Source organism: Chryseobacterium endophyticum, assembly GCF_056333165.1.
On the sequence record NZ_JBWGXE010000001.1, the window covers coordinates 392,540 to 412,694 of the forward strand.

Annotated in this window: 17 protein-coding genes, 3 tRNA genes and 1 pseudogene; 8 read left to right on the top strand and 13 right to left on the bottom strand. The window is 39.2% G+C overall.

Annotated features, from left to right (window positions below):
* Positions 1-1,377: 1,377 nt before the first annotated feature.
* The 7 genes from AC0N32_RS01890 to AC0N32_RS01920 all read right to left on the bottom strand — a co-directional run bounded on the left by AC0N32_RS01890 (position 1,378) and on the right by AC0N32_RS01920 (position 5,278).
* Positions 1,378-1,857 carry a DUF4280 domain-containing protein gene (locus AC0N32_RS01890; protein ID WP_476392187.1) on the bottom strand — a complete coding sequence of 160 codons (480 nt, stop codon included), beginning with the start codon at positions 1,855-1,857 and terminating at the stop codon, positions 1,378-1,380.
* 4 nt (positions 1,858-1,861) lie between these two features.
* Positions 1,862-2,842: a hypothetical protein gene (locus AC0N32_RS01895; protein ID WP_476392188.1), complete on the bottom strand. Its 981-nt coding sequence runs from the start codon at positions 2,840-2,842 to the stop codon at positions 1,862-1,864.
* Positions 2,842-3,486, bottom strand: a complete 645-nt coding sequence (locus AC0N32_RS01900; protein WP_476392189.1) for a C40 family peptidase — start codon at positions 3,484-3,486, stop codon at positions 2,842-2,844. The genes AC0N32_RS01895 and AC0N32_RS01900 overlap by 1 nt, the downstream gene beginning before the upstream one ends.
* 296 nt (positions 3,487-3,782) lie before the next feature.
* The gene (locus AC0N32_RS01905; RefSeq protein WP_476392190.1) at positions 3,783-4,847 is read right to left on the bottom strand and encodes a PKD domain-containing protein; all 1,065 of its coding nucleotides are present in this window, start codon (positions 4,845-4,847) and stop codon (positions 3,783-3,785) included.
* Between the two features lie 178 nt (positions 4,848-5,025).
* Positions 5,026-5,109: transfer RNA gene (locus tag AC0N32_RS01910), tRNA-Leu, on the bottom strand.
* Between the two features lie 5 nt (positions 5,110-5,114).
* Positions 5,115-5,190 (bottom strand) — tRNA-Gly (locus AC0N32_RS01915).
* Positions 5,191-5,196: 6 nt separating this feature from the next.
* A tRNA-Leu gene (locus tag AC0N32_RS01920) sits at positions 5,197-5,278 on the bottom strand.
* A gap of 180 nt (positions 5,279-5,458) precedes the next feature.
* On the opposite strand from AC0N32_RS01920, the gene AC0N32_RS01925 reads away from it, so the two are divergent.
* From AC0N32_RS01925 to AC0N32_RS01935, 3 genes are all read left to right on the top strand, one after another.
* Positions 5,459-5,836, top strand: coding sequence for a DUF3127 domain-containing protein (locus AC0N32_RS01925; RefSeq protein ID WP_476392191.1), 378 nt, complete (start codon positions 5,459-5,461; stop codon positions 5,834-5,836).
* A 61-nt stretch (positions 5,837-5,897) separates the two neighbouring features.
* Positions 5,898-6,551 (top strand): leucyl/phenylalanyl-tRNA--protein transferase, encoded by a 654-nt coding sequence (aat, locus tag AC0N32_RS01930; RefSeq protein WP_476392192.1) that lies wholly within the window; start codon positions 5,898-5,900, stop codon positions 6,549-6,551.
* Positions 6,538-7,428 (top strand): DMT family transporter, encoded by an 891-nt coding sequence (locus AC0N32_RS01935; RefSeq protein ID WP_476392193.1) that lies wholly within the window; start codon positions 6,538-6,540, stop codon positions 7,426-7,428. Before aat ends, AC0N32_RS01935 begins: the two co-directional genes overlap by 14 nt.
* A 56-nt stretch (positions 7,429-7,484) precedes the next feature.
* Here the strand turns inward: AC0N32_RS01935 and AC0N32_RS01940 are convergent, their stop codons facing one another.
* The 6 genes and pseudogenes from AC0N32_RS01940 to AC0N32_RS01965 all read right to left on the bottom strand — a co-directional run bounded on the left by AC0N32_RS01940 (position 7,485) and on the right by AC0N32_RS01965 (position 14,776).
* Complete coding sequence (locus AC0N32_RS01940; RefSeq protein WP_476392194.1) at positions 7,485-8,873, bottom strand: tetratricopeptide repeat protein; 1,389 nt, start codon at positions 8,871-8,873, stop codon at positions 7,485-7,487.
* Between the two features lie 123 nt (positions 8,874-8,996).
* Positions 8,997-10,379, bottom strand: a complete 1,383-nt coding sequence (gene glmM / locus AC0N32_RS01945; RefSeq protein WP_476392195.1) for a phosphoglucosamine mutase — start codon at positions 10,377-10,379, stop codon at positions 8,997-8,999.
* Positions 10,380-11,200: pseudogene (gene dinD, locus AC0N32_RS01950) on the bottom strand (DNA damage-inducible protein D).
* A gap of 231 nt (positions 11,201-11,431) precedes the next feature.
* Positions 11,432-13,465, bottom strand: coding sequence for a ferrous iron transport protein B (gene feoB / locus AC0N32_RS01955; RefSeq protein ID WP_476392196.1), 2,034 nt, complete (start codon positions 13,463-13,465; stop codon positions 11,432-11,434).
* Positions 13,465-13,710, bottom strand: coding sequence for a FeoA family protein (locus tag AC0N32_RS01960; RefSeq protein WP_476392197.1), 246 nt, complete (start codon positions 13,708-13,710; stop codon positions 13,465-13,467). The genes feoB and AC0N32_RS01960 overlap by 1 nt, the downstream gene beginning before the upstream one ends.
* A 136-nt stretch (positions 13,711-13,846) precedes the next feature.
* Complete coding sequence (locus tag AC0N32_RS01965) at positions 13,847-14,776, bottom strand: GLPGLI family protein (RefSeq protein ID WP_476392198.1); 930 nt, start codon at positions 14,774-14,776, stop codon at positions 13,847-13,849.
* A 206-nt stretch (positions 14,777-14,982) separates the two neighbouring features.
* Here AC0N32_RS01965 and AC0N32_RS01970 point away from each other — a divergent pair, with 206 nt between their 5' ends.
* The 5 genes from AC0N32_RS01970 to AC0N32_RS01990 all read left to right on the top strand — a co-directional run bounded on the left by AC0N32_RS01970 (position 14,983) and on the right by AC0N32_RS01990 (position 20,121).
* Positions 14,983-15,477 carry a hypothetical protein gene (locus AC0N32_RS01970; protein ID WP_476392199.1) on the top strand — a complete coding sequence of 165 codons (495 nt, stop codon included), beginning with the start codon at positions 14,983-14,985 and terminating at the stop codon, positions 15,475-15,477.
* A 26-nt stretch (positions 15,478-15,503) separates the two neighbouring features.
* A complete protein-coding gene (locus tag AC0N32_RS01975) occupies positions 15,504-16,343 on the top strand; it encodes a YoaK family protein (RefSeq protein ID WP_476392200.1) in 840 nt (279 codons plus the stop codon).
* Positions 16,344-16,603: 260 nt separating this feature from the next.
* Positions 16,604-18,388 (top strand): DNA mismatch repair endonuclease MutL, encoded by a 1,785-nt coding sequence (gene mutL / locus AC0N32_RS01980; RefSeq protein ID WP_476392201.1) that lies wholly within the window; start codon positions 16,604-16,606, stop codon positions 18,386-18,388.
* Between the two features lie 2 nt (positions 18,389-18,390).
* A complete protein-coding gene (locus AC0N32_RS01985) occupies positions 18,391-19,119 on the top strand; it encodes a rhomboid family intramembrane serine protease (protein ID WP_476392202.1) in 729 nt (242 codons plus the stop codon).
* A 6-nt stretch (positions 19,120-19,125) separates the two neighbouring features.
* Positions 19,126-20,121, top strand: a complete 996-nt coding sequence (locus AC0N32_RS01990; protein ID WP_476392203.1) for an endonuclease/exonuclease/phosphatase family protein — start codon at positions 19,126-19,128, stop codon at positions 20,119-20,121.
* Positions 20,122-20,155 lie beyond the last annotated feature (34 nt).

Sequence of the window (20,155 nt, forward strand, 5' to 3'; positions counted from 1 at the left end):
AAAAACAATATAATTAGGTTGATTTCCTTTTCCGCAATCTACAGGAAAGAGTATGGCTAAATAGAAATCAGTTAATGTATTAAGTTTTCCTTTTAACATTGAAAGGCTTAAATATTTTTCAACATAATCAAGTTGCTTTATCTGTCCCATTGTTAGAAGTTTCGTTCTTGTTGTACCAATGCTTTTGGCTGCATCCTTTCCAATTTGTATTAATCCAACGTATCCTTCTCTGGACTCATCTTTATGTTTTTTAAATGTGCCGCATGTCGGATCAAATGTGCCTCCAGTCTCATGTGCTATTGCTGCCATTAGATTGTTTGCATCAATATTTTGTCTTTTTGCAATTTCTATAATTTTTTTTCGAAATTCACAACTTACTTTTCCTCCCCAAATGAGGCTTGTATATTTTTCTTTACAAATACAGCTTGCTTCATGTTTTTTTTCAGAAGGTAAATCCACCACCACCGGCTTATTCCCTGTAGGTTTTTGTGGTGTTGGCTTTTTGTCTTTAGTGGCGGTGCCTTTGCTTTCCGAAAAATCCCAGAGTTCCCCTACCATTTCCAATGCGGTGTCGAGAAATCCCTTTTCCTCTTTTTTCGATTTGGGTTTTTGCTCAGCCGGAGACCCTTTGGCTTTTGTCGGGGTATTGTGCTTTGGATGTTGGGTGTTTTGACGCTTTTTCTTCTCGGGAAAAGGATTATTGATGTCTATATTTTCCGAGGCGTGTTTCTTTGTTTTATAATACTCTGCGGTTACATAAAACTCGATCTGTCTTATATCTGTCTCGCCTTTCATTGCTTTTTGCATCAGCGCTTTCGTAAGCATGAACTCCGCAGTGGCAACCCCGTTCTTACCCACTTTTTTAGGGGAGGAGACTTCTATAGGCCTATTTTCCGGGTGATGTCCGGACCCTTTTGCGTCATCTTCCCAAAGGGTAAATATGAGTTCTTCTCCGGTGAGGTTTACGCAATATGCTTTAGCTCTCAGCTTTTCCATGAAACTGAAGGTGCTGCCTTTCGTGTCGTCTACATAACATAGTTCTACTTTGTTTATTTTAGGAACCTTACTGGGTTGTGGTTTAATGATAAGTCCGCCTCCTTCAGGCTTGTACAGATAGGCTTCCAGTCTGTAGGTATGCTTCCGGGCGGTTTCTCCAAACGTAAATTCACCCGTGCCCTTTTTCTTTATATGGGTTGAGGTAAATGTTCCGTTCTTTCTTTTTTTGAAAAGTTCCCAGGTTACATCGGCCTCAATCCGGTCACGGGCAGGGGTATCCGCATACCATTCGGCGATGTGGTATATTTGTTTTTCTCCTATAAGAGGTGCGGTGTTTCCCGACACTTTCGATACGCCTTTTTTTGACATTTCAGTTCATTTTTAATAAGCATCCAGTTCCTGCTCGTCCAGCTCGTCCAGTAATCCATCGATATCCAGCAAAGGATTCATAATGTGAATTTTTGCTGCGCTTGTATTTTTGAGATTCTGCCTGGTTATCTCTATGGTTTGGCCATGTTTTATAATAGTTATACAGTCTTTTCCACCCACAGGGCAGGTCGCTTTACTGTCTTCCAGCAAGGCTTTCCCGCCGCCGTTATACTCCAGGGTAATGTTTTCGTAGTAGCCGCTCCATTCAGTTACTGTGGCCTGGCAGGGGTTATTGTTCATCCTGGCACAATTGCCGAATGAATTTTTCTCAAAGGTCTTCCCGAGATCTTTATGCGTTGCCGTAAGTTTGGTTTTTCCTTCGCTGTCATTGATATAGTGCTTATTTTGGGTAAGTACTTTTAGGGTATCGGTAATTGTGCCGTAATTACATTTGCAGACAGCTCCCTGGCAGACTAAATATTTTTGTTGCATGTCATTACGTTTTTATCATTTTAAGATGCAGATGTTCGGGCATATCGTATAATTCTATTTTTGCCTGAAACACCATATTGGACTTTGTATCCAATGTATACACGCCATCTGCCTTTATTTTTCCTGAATTATTCTCATCAAAAATCTTTTGTCTGATCTCAAAAAACCGATCAACGCCTAAAGATTTCTTTTCAACCGTATTGATGACTGAAAAATCAATGTCTAAATCCATAAGATTTATTTTTTTTTCGCACATTCCAGACTCATATTTTCCGATAAATCCCCGGAACAGCAATCCCCACGGAACACTTAGATTAAATTTATAGGCGAGATTTTCAGGGTCAGATAAATCTTCTTCAATAGGATTTAGCATTTTCTTTCCTAGCTCCCCCGGGAAGAATTCATATAAATCTGATTTCTTATCATTCCACTTTTTACGGAGAATGAACATTTCATTTATCTTTTGAATAATTCCTTTTTCATTGATGGCTATCTTTAAAGGATAAACACTTTCATTTATTTCCAAAGCAAGCAGTTCTACGCAATCGGGATCTTTATTTTCGTTTTTCAGTATTTCACTTTGTCGGATCGTCAGATGATGGAGTCCGTTTTCTTTTTTTAAATGATTGATATCTAAGAAAAAAGAATCGACATCATCGCAGTCTTCTTCCTGCAGACTTACCTTATACCGATGGTTTCCGCTAACAAAAGGGAATTTCAGATCCTGATTGAGGATTCTCTCTGAATATGAAAATTCCGCTGTGGCGGTTTTTCTTTCTGACATGATTTTATCAATATCCTCTTTTCCGGGAATCAGAATCTCCTGGCCGGGCGAAAGTGTCAAACCGAGAGAACCGCTGCCTTTCGGGGCATTTTTATGATGAAAATACCTTAGCATCTCCACACTGGGGATGCTGTATCGCGAAAGAATGTCTTCTATTGTTTCGCCTTTTTCTACGATATGTGTTTTCAGATAAAATGACATTATTTCTTTTCTTTTAGTCTTCCTGCAGCCACGTAGCGCAACTGAAAATATTCATCATTAAAATCATAGATATTAAGGCCTTTCACTGTACAGGCGAGAATGCGGTCATTATGAAGATACACGGCCACATCCGAAATAGGATGAAACTTGTCGTACCTGAAAAAGATAATATCCCCTTCTTTTAAAAATGTACGTCCTGTAAACAACTGGAGTGTCTTCGAACGAAAAATCCCATCGGCTGTTTTGGGAAAGGTCTCCCCATACACTTCACTGAAGAGCGCCTGTACGAAATACGATCCGTCAATGGCTTTCTGTTTTTCGAAAGACTGTTTTTTGTAAGGGGTTCCCAGCCATTCGTCAATGAACGAGTACAGTTTGTAATTCCCGACTTCATCAGGCCTTACTTCCATGATGATAGAGTATTTTTCTTTGATTTTCAGGGTGTCGTCATTTAGCCCCTGAGCATTATCGTTCACGGTTGAATAATGAGAATCGACAGACTCTTTATGCTTTTGAAGTGCTTTCGAAAATTCTGACGAAGAATATTGATAGGGAATTTCCCGAATATACTTTTCACCGCCACAAGAAATGACGGTAAAAGCGTAGAGCGAATAAAGGATCATTTGAAATTTACCTTTTTTCATCTTGTGTTTTTTAATGGTATTCGTTTTTGATATCCTTAAGACTCCTTGTTATTTCCTGGCCTTAATTTAGCAAATATATTTATTTTATTGTTAAATTATTAAATTTTAGCTCTTAAAGTTTAAATAAATTACTGAAAAATTATTTTAATTAGGGTTTTATTAAATATAATACAATTTTAATATTTGATTATGTAAGAGACTTTAGCAGGCATAATTGAAATTTAAATATATTTCCGGCAAAAATATTCAGGGATTATTACGGTTTGAAGAATGAAAAAAAATTAATGTATTGGAATTTATTCCTCCATCCATATCAGCCATTTTTTAACCTGATAATGGATATTAATGTTCTGAATGCAGTTTCTGGAATCTTTAGTCAATCGCAGGGCGGTAATCCTTATTTTTTTTCCGGCAATTTTCCGGCAAAACACATCAAAAGAAATTAATGTTTTATCATTAACGATCACGGGAAGATCATAGTTGTCACAAAGAAACTCCCTGAAGTCATCTTTCGTTTTAGATTGTGCGGCAACCTGATTAAGAAGGATCTGAAACTGTTCATTCGATATTTCGGGAGCTTTTTTCTCGGAAATCGCAGAGTCGTTTTTCGATTTTGATGCAGGCGAAACCGGAATATACTGCAGCATATCTACCAACGGATCTTTTTGTGCCTCTCCATGCGCTAAAGAAAAAGAAGAATGAGGCTTTTCAAATTCGTACGATTTGATATCGGTCTTTTGCTTGGCTTTAATGGTTTTAGGAGCAACATAAATTGTTTTTATGGCTGTGTGTTCTACATCACCATTCACAATGAGTGTAATCTTTTTGTCTCCGGTCGATTTGAAACGGTAAACGGCAGACTGATCCAGTGCGTCCGTACCGCCGGTTTCCCCGAAACTCCACTCCCAGGATTCTCCGCCTTTTTTTTGTGCATTGAAATAGACGGTTTCTCCCACTGCCGCCACATCCGGCGCAATAATGACAGGAAGGTAGCCGGTTTGCTGGCTGATGCTGGTGATGGTAACCGGTTTTTCATGAATACAGTTTCCGTTGATCTTCAGCTTCACGATGTATTCTCCGGGTTTTTTGTAATAATGGATGGTGCGCTGTCTCCGGTCGGTTTCGCTGCCGTCACCAAAATCCCACTCCCAGGAGGTTGCGGCTTTGGTATTGTCATGAAATTCTACGACTTTGTTGACAAGATATTCTTCCGCATGGATATAAAAGTTGGCGTTTTCGCAGTCTACATGACGGAAATACTGGTAGAGCAAAAAAGTAAGACTCAGGATAAAGATAATGCCGAAGCTCAGATAAATTTTAGGATCAATATTTGACAGAAAAGGAATTCTTTTTTTCTTCATTTGTATCGTTTGTGTAGCTACAAATGTATTTATGTTTTTGGTTTTAAGCAAATATTTTTAATGAAGACTTAAAAAATATTGAATGAATGATTAAGGTTCGGTAAGAATGAGATTTGATATACCAGGTATAGGCACAAAAAGAAACGGGAGCTGGTTTAAGAAACCAGCTCCCGTTTAGTACCCCAGGCGGGACTTGAACCCGCACGCCAAAAGAGGCACAGGATTTTAAGTCCTGCGTGTCTACCAGTTCCACCACCAGGGCAGGCGTGGAGCGAAAAACGGGATTCGAACCCGCGACCCCAACCTTGGCAAGGTTGTGCTCTACCAGCTGAGCTATTTTCGCAAACTGTGCGGATGAAGGGACTCGAACCCCCACGCCTCTCGGCACCAGATCCTAAGTCTGGCGTGGCTACCAATTACACCACATCCGCGTTGTTTTGTTTTTTACTGTATTTTAAGGAGCTTCTCTCGTTTTCAGTGGTGCAAAGATAGAATAATTTCCTTTACCTACAAACTTTTCCTGCAAAAAATTTAAAATTTTTACATTTTTTATTTTCGACCCCCTTTATTACATTTCAATTTATTACTTTTACATCGTTAATTAATATGATATGGAATTACAAGGAACGGTAAAGAAACTTTTTGATGCTCAGACATTTGCGAGCGGTTTCCAAAAAAGAGAAATGGTTATATTGACGCAGGAGCAATATCCGCAGCCGATAAACATAGAATTTTTGTCTGATAAAATCAGTTTATTGGATAATCTGAAAGAAGGCGAAAATGTAAAGGTAGGAATCAATATCAGAGGAAGAGAATGGGTTTCTCCCCAGGGTGAAACGAAGTACTTCAATTCTATTACAGGTTGGAGGGTAGAGAAAGTTGCTGACAATGCTTCAGAACCTACTCAGGCGGCGCCTTCACAGTCTGCATCTTCAGTCTCCAATGAAAATCCTTTCGCCGGAGATGATGACGATGATTTGCCATTTTAATTAAAAAATTATTATTGAAATACAGATCCTGCTTTATTAAGTGGGATTTTTTTTCCTAAAAATGATTCGACTAAACGAAAATGAGATTTCTTTTCCCGATCCGCAGCTGTACGACGGACACGAAGGAATTATTGCCTTTGGAGGAGACCTTTCGGTAGAAAGAATATGGTTTGCCTATCAGAACGGGATTTTTCCCTGGTATAATCCGGGTGAAGAAATTCTGTGGTGGTGCCCGGATCCCCGGTTCGTTTTATTTCCCGGCGAGATAAAAATTTCAAAATCAATGAAGAAAATCCTGAAACAGGAAACTTTTACATTCTCTGAAAACACGAATTTCAGGGAGGTTATAAAGAACTGTCAGGAAATCACCAGAAGGGGACAGTCGGGAACCTGGCTTTCTGATGAGCTGATGGAATCTTTTATCCAGCTTCATGAATATGGCTTGGCAAAAAGTATCGAAGTCTGGCAAAATGAAGAATTGGTGGGCGGTTTTTACGGTCTCCAGATCGGCAATGTTTTTTGTGGGGAAAGCATGTTTGCTAAAGTAAGCAATGCTTCAAAAGCCGGATTCATACATTTTGTGGAATCGCATAAGCATCAACTTGAACTGATCGACTGCCAGTCTCATACCGACCACCTGGAAAGTCTCGGGGCGCGCATGATCCCAAAACGGGAGTTTTTGAAAATTTTACATAAAAATAATGAACACCGATAGAGAAAAATGGATTCTTCTGATCTTCCTGAGCATGATCTGGGGATCTTCTTTTATTTTAATCAAAAAATCACTCGACCATTTCAGCCCGTATCAGGTTGGCGCATTAAGGGTTCTTATTGCGGGAATAATCCTGATGCCTATTGCGGTTTCAAAATATAAGCTTTTTCCTAAAAAACACCTGAAGTGGCTATTGCTGGCTGCTTTTACCGGGAATTTTATTCCAATGTTCCTGTTCCCGATTGCGGAAACGGAGGTCAGCAGCAGTATTGCGGGAATTGTAAATTCTATGATGCCGATTTTTGTCATCATTGTCGGCGCATTGATATGGAAGTTTGAGACGACCAGACGGCAGATTACGGGAACTTTGATAAGTTTTACGGGTGTTTGCCTGCTGGCTTTCGGCGGTGAAGGGGAAAGTGGTGCATTTAAGCTGATTCCCATTTTGCTTTTATTGCTGGCCACTTTATGCTATGCCATAAGTACAACTACTGTAAAATCTAAATTAATGGATGTTTCTTCTACCGTCTTATCCGCTTTCGTATTTTCATTTGTGCTGTTCCTTCCTTCACTGGTCGCACTTGCGTGTAGCGGTTTCTTTTCAAGTTTTAGCTTTGACGGAGACCATCTTACCGGGCTGATGTTTGTAAGCCTGCTTTCCGTTTTCGGGACAGGGCTTGCCATGATGATGAATTATCGCCTCCTGAAGGTCTCTTCTCCCTTATTTGCTTCCACCGTAACGCTCCTCATGCCTCTTGTTGCCATTGTCTGGGGCATTCTCGACGGAGAGCAACTGTCTGTCCTGCAATTTGCCGGGGCCGGAATTATTATCGGAGGACTTATTTTCCTAAGAAATAAAGCAGGTATCGTAAAAAAATAAATCCCGCAAAAAGATGCGGGATTATATGATCCAATGATATTATTTAATTCAAATGATTATCCTTCCGAATTTTTCTTTTTGGTTTTCACTTTTGCTTTTTTCACCTCGTCTTTGATAAAAGGATATTTTTTCTGCATATCCGAAACAAGAGTGGGGTCGAGCTCCAGTGCATTCATCAGGGTTTCTTTGCCTTTTTCCTGGTCTTTCAGGTTAAAATAGCAGTTGCTCAGCTGATAATACAATTCGGCTCTGTGATGCGATTTTAAAGCTTTATCTAAAACCACAATAGCTTCTTCATATTCACCCAGCAGCATCAGAACTTCTGAATACGCATACCAGTTATAGAATCTTGAAGGTTCCGCATCCACCAGCTTTTTAAGGCAGGCAAGGCTTTCCTCGAATTTCCCTGAATCTATGAACAGGAATGCCAGTCTTTTCTGGTAATCAAGATTATTTTCATTCAGGTGAGTGGCTTCTTTGGCAAAATGTAACGCTTCGGTCATCCCGCCCATTTCTTCGTAAATATACGATTGCTCCATCATGGCCAGATAAAACTGGGGATCTTCTCTTAATGATTTCTGAAAAGCATTTAAGGAGACAATCGGTTGTTTTAAAGCCTTATAACAAAGTCCGATCTTGTAGAAGGTAAATGCTTTCGTGTATTCCAGTTCGAGCATTTCTTCATAGACAGAAATGGCTTTTTTATAATCTCCCAACGCTTCATAGCAGGCTGCCTTATTGGCATAAACGCCTACGGAACTTGAATTGATGGCGAGTAAATAATCATAGCCTTTTATGGCTTCGTCATAATTTTTTCTGTTAAAATAAAACTGTCCGTATTCGAACCATGCGATTTCCGAATAGGCATATTCGTCCAGATATTCATTCAAAAAGGCAATAGCCTCATCGCTCTTATTTAAATCTGAAAAGCAGACCATACAGTTTTCCAGCGCATAATCGTCGGTTGGGTCTTCCTTAAGGGCTTTTCTATAGTGTTTAAGGGCGTTAAAAGGATCTCCAAGATTCACATATTCATCAGCAATAAAGTTGTGAAGAAAATTTTCTTCTTCTTTCAGTTCTAATGCTTTCTTACAAATGTCAATCGATCTTCTCGGATTTCCCAGATTCGAATAATACTTTGCATAGCAGACCAAAAAGTCGGTATTTTCCATCGAAGAACCTTTCAGCTCGTCAATCAGCTCTTTTGCGGTATTATAATCTTCCCATTCCAAAAGGATTTCAAGCTTTTTAATCTTGATATCCAAGGAGTTCGGGTGAAGCTTGAGACCATAATTTACAGCAGAATCTGCGTAATTAAAATCTCCCAGCTCCAGGTAATAAACAATGATGTCTTCCAACTCTTCTGTATCAAAGTAGAACTCATCATTATTTTCCATCATTTCCTCGAACTTTTTTACAAGTTCATTTCCAAAATATTCTTCCAATATAAAACAGTTTTAAGATTTAAGACCAGAGATATGAGATGTACAAATACTCGCTTCTGAAAATCTTAGTTTTAAATTTAACAATAAATACGATTAAAATGATGAAAAGGTTGTTAACTTTTATTAAATCAAACTATTGATTTTAGCTATCATTTCATCACCTAACCGGTCGGCTTCTTCCTGAGATTTAGCCTCTGTATAAATTCTGATGATGGGTTCCGTGTTCGATTTTCTTAAATGAACCCAATTGTTTTCAAAATCTATTTTTACGCCGTCTACCGTAGATACCTCTTCATTTTGATACTCTTTTTCCATTTTGGTTAAAAGATCATCCACATTAATATCGGGAGTCAGCTCTATTTTCTTTTTACCCATAAAATAGCTTGGGTACCCGGCTCTGAGTTCAGAAACCGTTTTGTTTTCTTTCGCAAGGTGTGTTAAAAACAAAGCAACACCCACTAAAGAATCTCTTCCGTAGTGAAGGTCCGGATAAATAATTCCTCCGTTTCCTTCGCCTCCGATTACTGCATTTTTCTCTTTCATTAACGTCACCACATTTACTTCTCCTACTGCGCTGGCAAAATATTCAGAATTGTGATTTCTGGCGACATCTCTCAGTGCGCGGCTTGAAGAAAGGTTGGAAATGGCAACCCCGTTTTTATTTTTTAATAAATAATCTGCTACGGCAACCAGCGTATATTCTTCCCCGAACATTTCACCTTTTTCGTCGATGAGCGCCAGTCTGTCCACATCAGGATCCACTACGATTCCAAAATCTGCTCCTTCTTTTTTTACCAGTTCACAAATGTCTCCTAAATGTTCCTTCAGCGGTTCAGGATTGTGAGGGAAATGTCCCGTCGGGTCACAATATAGTTTTACTGTTTCACAACCCAGTTTATCAAGCAGCATCGGAATGGCAATGCCCCCGGTAGAGTTAACCGCATCTAAAACAACTTTAAACTTTTTAGCTTTAATCGCTTCAGCGTCTACCATCGGAAGATCCAGAATCTGCTGGATATGAATATCAAAAGCATCGTCTCTTGTCTGATATTGTCCCAGGTCGTCCACTTCGGCGAAGGTAAAATCTTCACTTTCTGCAAGGGCTAAAACTTCGGCTCCGTTTTCCCCGGTGATGAATTCGCCTTTGTTATTCAATAATTTCAGGGCGTTCCACTGTTTTGGGTTATGGGAAGCCGTCAGGATAATTCCTCCGTCGGCTTTCAGTTCCGGAACCATGATTTCCACGGTCGGAGTGGTTGAAAGACCGAGATCAATGACATTTATTCCTAAACCCTGCAGGGTGGCGGTCACCAGAGAGGAAACCATCTGCCCGGAAATTCTCGCATCTCTACCGATAACGAGGGTAAGGTCCTTTTTATTGTTGTTATTCTGAAGCCATGTTCCGAATGCGGAAGTAAATTTCACCACATCCAAAGGCGTAAGATTATCATTTACTTTTCCTCCGATAGTTCCACGGATTCCTGAAATACTTTTTATTAGTGACATTTATTTTTTCTTAGTTTGTTTTAGAATTTTCTTTTGGTCTCCTTCCAGTTTCCGCTGTACTTTTTTAATGTCTTCCAATGCAGGAAGTTTTTCTGGCTTTATACCTCTTTCTCCTAATATTTTTCTTACGGCCAGATTATTTTCTATATGTTCATTGGTAATCTGAGAATCTCCGTTCAGATCTTTTTCAACAACATTATGGCTGGTCAGTTCGGTAGCAAAATCTTTGGCTTTTATCGTTAATGTCGGAAGAAAATCAGCTAGCGGACGCGTCTGGGGAACTCCCATTCTTTTTTTCATGTCATTTGTCGTAAAACCGCCGAACAAAGCCTTATTATAGAAAAGCTTTTTTCATCAACACCTCTTTCGTAAATAATTCCTGAAAGTTTCTTTTCTGTTTTTGATAGTTTTTCTCTTGCCGTTACTCTCTCAACATCCAACAATCTTTTTTCAATAATTTCCTGTCTTCTCGTCTGGACGGCAAAATAAGTTTGTGCAAAAGCAATTTCAGATTTTGAAGAATCTCCGTTCTGTGCAATTAAATAGCATCCATATCTTGTTAAAGCAATATCAGAAATCTCTCTTTCAGAACCGCTTCCCAGCAAGACCATTTTCCCGATATCAGCAAAATGGTTTTTAACATCTTCACCTGCGTTTTTACAAGCCTTTTTTGCTTTTTCAATAACCTTCAGAAAATTATCCCATTTTGTGTAGTTAAGGATTTCCTGTAAATCTCTTGCGCTCCAGCATTCTATGTTATTATACAAATGTGAGGCTTTTTCGAATTTTGAAAATAGCTCTTCGATCAATTCTTTTTTCATTTGTTCTTATGTATTTTTACAAAAATAAGTAAAAACTTAATCGTTAGGAAGGTTAGTTTTCCACAAGAACATTATTTTTTTATGAACAACCGCAATCCTTGTCGCAGTTTGTTCTCTTAGAGCTGAATTTCTTTGGGGCAAAGTTTTTTCTCAGTATCCTGAACAAAGAATAGCAGGCAAATGCCACAATCAGAAGAACAATAATGTATTGCAAAATTAAGGAAGAATCCATTATTTTAATATTTGATAAGCAAACATCGACACAAAATATGCCAAACCGGTCATCATCGCAACCTGAAAAGCGGTCCATTTCCAGCTTTTGGTTTCTCTGTAGACTACTGCGAGTGTAGATACGCACTGCATTGCAAACGCATAAAACAGAAGAACGGAAATGCCGGTCGCAAAACTGAAAACCTTTTCACCGTCAGGCTTCACATCTCTTCTCATTTTATCAATTACTTTCACTTCCGGGGCATCATCTTCAAGGCTGTACAAAGTAGACATCGTTCCCACGAAAACTTCCCTTGCAACAAAGCTGGTCAGGATCCCGACACCCATTTTCCAGTCGTAGCCGAGAGGAGCAATGACCGGCTCTATTCCTTTGCCCATTTTGGCGAGGTATGAATGATCAAGCTCAACATTTGAGGCAACAAACTGATCGGGCTTTTGTTTCGGGCCGAAATAACTCAAAAACCAGATGATAATGCTTACGATGAAGATAATTTTCCCTGCTCCGGTAATGAAATCCCAGACTTTTCCTAAAACCATTTTAAAATCGTATCCGAAAAGCGGTTTTTTATAGGTGGGAAGATCCATCACAAGATAAGTTTTACCTTTATTTTTAATGAATTTATTAAGAATTGCAGCTGAAAATAAAGCGACAACAAAGCCTAATAAATACATACCCATTAAAACCAGGGCTTTATATTTTATCCCTAAAAATGTTCCGTCTGAAATGATCAGCCCGATAATGATGCTGTACACGGGAAGCCTTGCAGAGCATGTCATAAAAGGGGTTACCAGAATCGTTAATAATCTTTCCTTCAGATTCTCAATATTTCTCGTTGAAATAACGGCCGGAATTGCGCAAGCTGTACCGGAAACAAGAGGGACAATACTTTTTCCGTTCAGTCCGAAAGGGCGCAGAATCCTGTCCATCAGGAAAACAACCCTTGCCATATATCCCGAATCTTCAAGCAGATAGAGGAAGTATAATAAAATCCCGATCTGTGGTGCAAAGATTACGATTCCCCCGATTCCCGGAATGATTCCGTTGGAAATCAGTGAATTTAAAGGGCCTTCCGGCAAATGCTCTCCCGTAAAAGTGGAAAGCCAGGCAAAGAAATCGTCGATCCAGTTCATCGGGTATTCTGCCAGGAAGAAAACACTTTGAAAAATAACCAGCAAGATCATCATAAAAACGACATAACCCCAGAACTTGTGAACCAGTATTTTATCTAATTTTTCGGTTAAAAGTTCTTTAAACTGAGGTTTTTTAGAAATGACATCTGATAATATTTTGTCAATATTCTGATATCTTCTTACGGTTTCCTGCACCTGTAATCTTTTCGGAACGAGGCTTTTTGAATCCGGCTCATTGAGCTGCTCTACGACAGAGCTGATTTTTTCCAGATCTGTTCCCAATGAAAGGCTGAGCCAGGCTTTGTATTCATTGTCGATTTCTTTATGGGCAACGACTTTTTGAATAAAATCTTTATGTTCTACAGGTGTTTCAAAAGAGGGGAAGGCTGTTTTCGAAAAATCATTGTGTAAAACGGCTTCCTTGATATCCTCAATACCGATCTGTTCTTTAGCGTTGGTCTGGATGATTTTTATCCCTAAAACATCCGAAAATTTCTGAATATCTATGGAAATTCCTCTTCTTTCGGCCTGGTCGATCTGGTTGACCACCAGGATCATCGGGATTCCAAGGTCCTGGATCTGCTGAAATAAAAGCAAGCCTCTCTTTAAACTTAATGCTTCAAGAATGTAAATAACCCCGGCATAATCTTTCTGATTATCCATCACGAATTTTGAAAAAATGGCTTCGTCCTCCGAACTCGGGTAAATGCTGTATGATCCCGGAAGGTCTACCACTTCTATCTCTTCATTCTTATACGTGTAATATCCGGAATGGCTGGCTACGGTCACTCCTGCATAATTTCCGGTTTTCTGCTTTTTGTTGCAAAGCGCATTGAATACCGTTGATTTCCCGACATTAGGATTTCCGACTAAAAGGACCTGTTTTTTCTGATTTCCCTGCATCAATTCAATTCTTCAACAATAATAAAGTTGCCTTCCTCTTCGCGAAGGGCAATACGGCTTTTTTCCTGTCCGAATTCTACATACATCGGACCTTTGAAAGGCGCCTGGTACAGAATCCTGAATAAGGTTTCCGGAAGGAGACCCATTTCAATGATTTTATTAGGCATTTTAAGGCTGTCGTTATCATACCCTAAAATCTTTCCCATTTTATTTTTAGGAAATTCACTTAATTTATGCAAACCCATCTCTTTCAAAGCCAAAATTTTGTATGCAAATATACGCTATTTAAATTTAATCTAAATAACATGTTGGTATGAAAGAAATCAACCCAAATACAATTTTGCATTTGGGTTGATCCAATATAATGAAGTATGAATGTTATTAATCTGCTCTTCCTACTTTTTCAACCTTTCCTACTTTCACTTTTTCGTAAGGTTCCTCGATCGGGTTATTGTTGGCATTAAAGAAGTCTTTGTACATTTTTTCCTGCTTCTTCATCATGTCTCCTATGGTTCCGTCCATTCCCGGAATTGTTTTAGACATGATTTCCTGCGTCATCATTGGTCTTGCTGTTGCAAAAGGGTCTTTTTTGAAATCGTTGAACGTTTTCTCGAATTTCTCTCTTGGCATTTCCGTCACTTTTAAGCCCATCCCGGAAATTTTTTCGCTGTAGGAGAGTTCTTCCCAGTTCTGAACCTTTTTATTTCCCTGAAGCACCCATGAATAATTTTTTCCGTCATCTTCAATTTTTACGATAAGCCCGGGAAGTCCTGAAAATTTATAAGGTCCGTCCTGAAAAGGAAGGTCTGTCGTAAACCAGGCCGTCCATTTTCTGCCTCCGAAATCTGCGGTTGCCTTCTGGGTATTGTAAGGGCCTATTTTTTCTTTTTCGTTGGAAATCTTCCAGTCAAATTTGATGTTTTCGTTGTAAGCAATGCTCATTGGGGTAAAACCGCTTGCAATTCTTTCGATGTACTGTACTTTCATGTCAGGATAATGCTTTACGATTTTTTCTGAAAACTTAGGCATTCTGATGCTTTTGGATAAATCCTTGAAGACCCCTGATTTCTGCATGGCCTCAATCTGTACTTTAATTATGGAATCCTGTCCGATTACCGTATAGTCTCTGTAAACGGATCTGTCTTTCACGATGTCAAGTGCGGTAAGCACTTTTTCAAGCTTGGCAGAATCTTTCTTAGGTTTAAAAGTAAGTTCATAAAAAAAACGGTTGGCAGTTTCTTTGGAATCATTGTTCTGGGCGCTTGCAAAAGCAAACAGAGCGATAAAAAATATAGAAAATAGCTTTTTCATTGTTTTTGGATGTTTATATAAGTATTAGTTTACGGACTCCTGTTTTTGTTACAGCTTTTTTGTATTTCTTTTTTTTTTAATTATTATTCTAATGCGATTTTAATCTCTTTAATCACATTTTAATTCCATTCCAAAGAGCTTTTAATCTGGTCGTTTTAGTTTTGTATCATCGAAAAAGATAAAATACGAACCTAAATCTTAAAAATATGACCAGAACGATTTTAATAGCCACGGATTATTCTCTTGAATCCCTCAACATCCTTAAAAAAGTGATGCGGGAAAAAGAGGCTTCGGAAGACCAGGATCAGTATAATATTCTTTTGGTTTCAGGATATGATACGGGAGACTCCATCAGAGATCTTCTGTTTAATACGAAAAGCACGATTTTTAATAAGCTTCGTCCTCAGGAATTTTGTGAGGCTTATGGAATCATTAAAAATAAATATCCGCACCTCATTCATAAAATCGTATGCGATATTTTCACAGGAAGCTTCCAAAGGACATTTAACAACTATGTGAAAGCTGAAAATATTGAAGAAGCTTATTATTCGCCGGCGATCAGAAGTAAAGGTGAAGGAAAGTTTGATCTTATTCCTTACATCAAAAAGTGTAAAGATCTTAAAAGTCATGAAATTTCTGTGGAGATCCAGGAACGCCTTCCGGAAAAAGGAAGACTGGCGGAAATCTTCGCAGAAGCGTAATCATCAATCATTAAAATTAAAAGAAAATGCTAAGGAATTATAGTAACAGCAGGACGTTGGGAGACAACATAAGACTGGGAACGCTGACTGCCTTTACGGCGGGTACTATAAATATTGCTTCTCTGTTGATATTCCTCTCATTTACGTCAAACGTGACGGGCCATTATGCAATTCTGGCAGCAGAAATCAGCAAGGCAAACTGGTCTCAGGTGGCGGTTGTGGGATTGTGGATCTTCCTGTTTTTTTTCGGAGGATTCGTATCGAATTTTATTGTGATCAATTTCAATAAAAAAAGTAAATATTTTGCTCACTCTATGCCGTTGATCCTGGAAATCGTCTGTCTTTTGTTTGTAGGGATCTACGGTCAGTTTTATTACAGAAAAAGCCTTGAAGAAACGCAATACCTGGTGGCGGTCATGCTCTTTGCAACAGGCCTCCAGAATGGTCTTACGGCGAGTATCTCAAACTTTTCCGTTAAAACAACGCACCTTACAGGAACGACTACCGACCTGGGAATTCTGTTCTCTATGTTCACGCAGAAAAAATTCAGGAAGAATGGTGAGCTGGTAGGAAGGGCAAAACTGCTGATGAGCATCATGCTTGCCTATGTCTGTGGGGCGGTCTTTTCAGGGCTTACCTATTACTATCTGGAATTCAGGGTTTTCTATGTGATCAGTCTTTGTTTATTGACCGTGATCGGATATGACGCCTATAAAATTCATCTTAGGCATTTTAATACCCAGTACAGATACAGCAAAATTTATAAAAAGCCCACGCTGCTGGCCTTCCTGTACGATAAAATTCACGGGTCTTCCGAAGTGAAGCAAAAAAGAGAGAAGAAGCGAAAGCTTATTTTCGAAGAATAACACCCGTTTTAAGAAGACTTATATTTAAAAGAGATAAATATCAGTATTAATTTTGTGTAAACTAGCTGTGAATCAATCCTCTAATTGTCTCGTGCAATTGGGGGATTGTGCTTTAGGGAAAGGCTTTTGAAAGGCGGGCTGATATGAAATCCGTTTTCGTTTACACTGTTAATATGTTGATAATTAAATTTTAATTAAGAGCCTTATTGTTTTAATTCTTATTCTGAATCCCTATTTTTGTAAGTTGATTTACTTTTTTTATGTCAGATATTATTCAGCTTTTACCGGATCATGTAGCCAATCAAATTGCGGCAGGAGAAGTCGTGCAGCGACCCGCGTCCATTGTAAAAGAACTTTTGGAAAATGCCATCGATGCCGAAGCGACAAAGATTGAGCTGATTGTAAGGGATGCCGGGAAAAACCTGATCCAGGTAGTGGATGACGGAAAAGGAATGTCGGAAACAGACGCCAGAATGGCATTTGAAAGACATGCCACCTCTAAAATCCGCGGTACGGAAGATATTTTTAAAATTGCAACAAAGGGTTTTCGCGGAGAAGCCCTCGCTTCCATTGCTGCCGTTTCTCAGGTTGAGCTCAGAACCAAGCAGAAAGATGCAACGATCGGAACCAATATTTACATAGAAGGCGGAGTATTTCAGTTTCAGGATCCTGTTCAGACGGCAGACGGATCTAATTTTTTAGTGAAAAATCTTTTCTACAACGTTCCTGCAAGAAGGAAGTTTCTCAAAAATAATAATATTGAGTTCCGGCATGTGATCGATGAATTCCAGAGAGTGGCCCTTGCGCATGAAAATCTTGAGTTTTCTTTATTCCATGATGATGAAGCGGTTTTCAGGTTAAGAAAAGGAAGCCAGATGCAGCGTATTGTGGATATTTTCGGAAGAAAATTGCAGCCGCAGCTGATTCCCATTAAAGAAGATATCATCTGGTGCAAGCTTCACGGGTTTGTTGCCAAGCCTGAAGGGGCCAAAAAAACAAGAGGCGAGCAGTTCCTTTTCGTAAACGGAAGGTATTTTAAAAGTCCGTATTTTAATAAAGCCGTGCAGGAAGCTTTCGATGGACTGCTTCTGCCCGGATACATCCCTACATTTTTCCTCTTTCTGGAGCTGGATCCTGAGAAAATCGATGTGAATATCCATCCTCAGAAGACCGAAGTAAAATTTGAAGATGAGCATCTGATCTTTGCCTTGCTGCGTTCAACGATCAAAAGATCGCTTGGGATTTATAATGTGGCGCCGAGTCTTGATTTTGAAAGAGATCCGCATCTGGATGAGATCATGCAGAAAACATTTCCCAGCAAAAGCAATGGTGGCGGCGGATTTGTAAAAATGCCTGAAATCATTGTGGATAAAGATTACAATCCGTTTTTAGAGGAAAGAGGAGTAAAGCAGGCCGAAATTCAGAACCTTGCAGAAATGTACCATCAGAATATTTCAGCCGAGCCTTCGAAGATCAATCTGTTTGAAGATGAAGATTTCGATGAAGACCTGATGAGGCTTCCCAACGGCTACTGGCTTTTCAACAAAGGAGACAGGACATTGATGCTGGATCTGGGTAGAATGCACCGGCTGGTGGTGTCGGAACATTCAAAACCGGTAAAGAAAGGGGCCGCAAATGGCCATTCACTGCTTTTCTCACTCGAATACCACATGAGTGAGATTGAAAAGAACAAATATAAATCGATCAAAAAATTCCTTCCCGAACTGGGTTTCGAAATGAGCATCGCCCATGAAAGCGTCCTCAGGATTGATGCTGTACCGGAAGGTTTAAAAGAAACCCAGGTCATGAAATTCCTGGAGAATCTTTTTGACATTCTTGAGTACAAAACGGAAGAAGAATTCATGCATTTTTACCAGAACCAGTGGAATAAAATGCAGTCTAAATCAAGATTTGATTTTATCTATAAAAAAGATGCGGAACAATTGATCAGAGATTTTACGGCATTAGGCTTCCCGGAATTTTTACCGAACGGGAAAAGATGCTTTTTTGAAGTTCCGTTTAATGATTTTAAAAATAAATTTTAAGTATGTTTAACAGTATCCCTCCGATTACGAGAAATATTATCATTATGAATGTGGTTGTATTTATTGCGGTGAATTTTCTATTTCCTCAATTTTACACTTCTTTATCCGCTTTTTATCCATTCTCTCCGAATTTCAGATCATGGCAGGTGATTACACATATGTTCATGCATGGGGGGTATGCCCATATTCTTTTCAATATGCTTACGTTGTGGAGCTTCGGACCGGTTCTGGAACAGGCGCTGGGAGAAAAAAGATACCTGATTTTGTATTTCCTGAGCGGATTGGGCGCATTTTTCTTATTTAATCTCTGGAATTTTTATGAGGTACAGCAGCTCACTTCCGAGCTTACAAATGCCAATATCAATGTTACAGATATTTTTATGAAAGCGGATCTCAGCAAATTTAATTTTAATCCGGAGCCATATGCCAACAGTGAAGACGCTTATAATCTATATATGGCATTAACATCACCCATGGTAGGAGCTTCCGGAGCTATTTTTGGGGTCGTGGCGGCATTTGCGACTTTGTATCCGGATGCAAAAATCGGGATCATGTTTATTCCGATTCCAATGAAAGTTAAATATTTATTGCCGATTATTGTCGTAGGCTCCGTATGGCTAGGGGTCACCGGAAATGTGGGAGGAATCGCCCATCTCGCCCACGTGGGAGGAGCTTTGGTAGGGTGGCTGCTCGCAAGAAACTGGAAAAAACATTTATATAGATTCAATTAAATTCCCGTGAAAATCTTTCGCCTCATTCTTCTTTTCGTTCATTTGGGAATCTTCTTCCTGCTCTCAGCGATGCTTTTAAATGCCTATGTTCCGCCGAAGACTTTTCCGTGGTTCAATTTTATTTCTCTGGGATTTCCAATACTCATATCGGTGTATTTTGTCCTTACGATTTTCTGGATCATCAGCTGGAAAAAAAGGGCTTTTGTCTTCCTTCTTTTCGGCCTTTTGTTTTTTAAGCCTGTCGTCAGATGGATAAATTATGTTCCTGCTAAAAAGGAAACTGCCAACCTGAAAATACTTACCCTCAATGCAAAAGGCGGGTCCTATGGAATGAAGAAGATCGAATCTTATGTTAACAGTCAGAATGTTGATATTGTTCTGCTTCAGGAATACGGAGACCGGGAAAAGTACAAATTCAAAGGGCTTCACGAAGGACCGCAAAGCTATGTTGTTACTTTTTTTTCAAAGCATAAGATCATTGAGCAGAAGCAGCTTATCGAGAGCAATTATACTTATAACAATGCTTATGTTATTAGAACCGACTTAGAGATAAGGGGGAAAATTTATCGGATTATTAATGTTTATTTACAGCCGTTCAAGTTTAAAAAATCTATGGTAAAGCTGAATGGAAACAGCGACGAAGATGAGCAAAAAGTGAAGAACGTTATTAAAAGAATGATCCCCACATTTAAAATGCACCAGGAACAGATCAGCACAATCCGGGAAAGCATTGACAATTCCCCATATCCGGTCATTCTGGCAGGAGATTTCAATTCGGTTCCCAATTCATACGAATATTACCATCTGGTAGAAGGTTTACAGGATGCTTTTGTGGAAGCAGGACAGGGAAGTGCTACAAGCTTTCACGATTATAAATTCCCTATACGGATAGATTATATTTTTTCTTCAAAAACGATAAAGCCGCTCAGCTATAAGGTAGACCGTTCGGTAAAGCTTTCGGATCACTTTCCGGTGATGGCCACTTTTAAGCTTGAGAAATAATTTTATAGAATGATGTAAGTAGGATCGTGTAAAA

What these genes read in the sequence shown, in the direction of transcription:
- AC0N32_RS01900 (WP_476392189.1), bottom strand. Translation starts at nt 3,486, where the DNA reads ATGAAAAAAGGTAAATTTCAAATGATCCTTTATTCGCTCTACGCTTTT.
- AC0N32_RS01985 (WP_476392202.1), top strand. Translation starts at nt 18,391, where the DNA reads ATGTTTAACAGTATCCCTCCGATTACGAGAAATATTATCATTATGAAT.
- glmM (WP_476392195.1), bottom strand. Translation starts at nt 10,379, where the DNA reads ATGTCACTAATAAAAAGTATTTCAGGAATCCGTGGAACTATCGGAGGA.
- AC0N32_RS01895 (WP_476392188.1), bottom strand. Translation starts at nt 2,842, where the DNA reads ATGTCATTTTATCTGAAAACACATATCGTAGAAAAAGGCGAAACAATA.
- feoB (WP_476392196.1), bottom strand. Translation starts at nt 13,465, where the DNA reads ATGCAGGGAAATCAGAAAAAACAGGTCCTTTTAGTCGGAAATCCTAAT.
- AC0N32_RS01935 (WP_476392193.1), top strand. Translation starts at nt 6,538, where the DNA reads ATGAACACCGATAGAGAAAAATGGATTCTTCTGATCTTCCTGAGCATG.
- aat (WP_476392192.1), top strand. Translation starts at nt 5,898, where the DNA reads ATGATTCGACTAAACGAAAATGAGATTTCTTTTCCCGATCCGCAGCTG.
- AC0N32_RS01890 (WP_476392187.1), bottom strand. Translation starts at nt 1,857, where the DNA reads ATGCAACAAAAATATTTAGTCTGCCAGGGAGCTGTCTGCAAATGTAAT.
- AC0N32_RS01925 (WP_476392191.1), top strand. Translation starts at nt 5,459, where the DNA reads ATGGAATTACAAGGAACGGTAAAGAAACTTTTTGATGCTCAGACATTT.
- AC0N32_RS01905 (WP_476392190.1), bottom strand. Translation starts at nt 4,847, where the DNA reads ATGAAGAAAAAAAGAATTCCTTTTCTGTCAAATATTGATCCTAAAATT.
- AC0N32_RS01965 (WP_476392198.1), bottom strand. Translation starts at nt 14,776, where the DNA reads ATGAAAAAGCTATTTTCTATATTTTTTATCGCTCTGTTTGCTTTTGCA.
- mutL (WP_476392201.1), top strand. Translation starts at nt 16,604, where the DNA reads ATGTCAGATATTATTCAGCTTTTACCGGATCATGTAGCCAATCAAATT.
- AC0N32_RS01975 (WP_476392200.1), top strand. Translation starts at nt 15,504, where the DNA reads ATGCTAAGGAATTATAGTAACAGCAGGACGTTGGGAGACAACATAAGA.
- AC0N32_RS01960 (WP_476392197.1), bottom strand. Translation starts at nt 13,710, where the DNA reads ATGGGTTTGCATAAATTAAGTGAATTTCCTAAAAATAAAATGGGAAAG.
- AC0N32_RS01970 (WP_476392199.1), top strand. Translation starts at nt 14,983, where the DNA reads ATGACCAGAACGATTTTAATAGCCACGGATTATTCTCTTGAATCCCTC.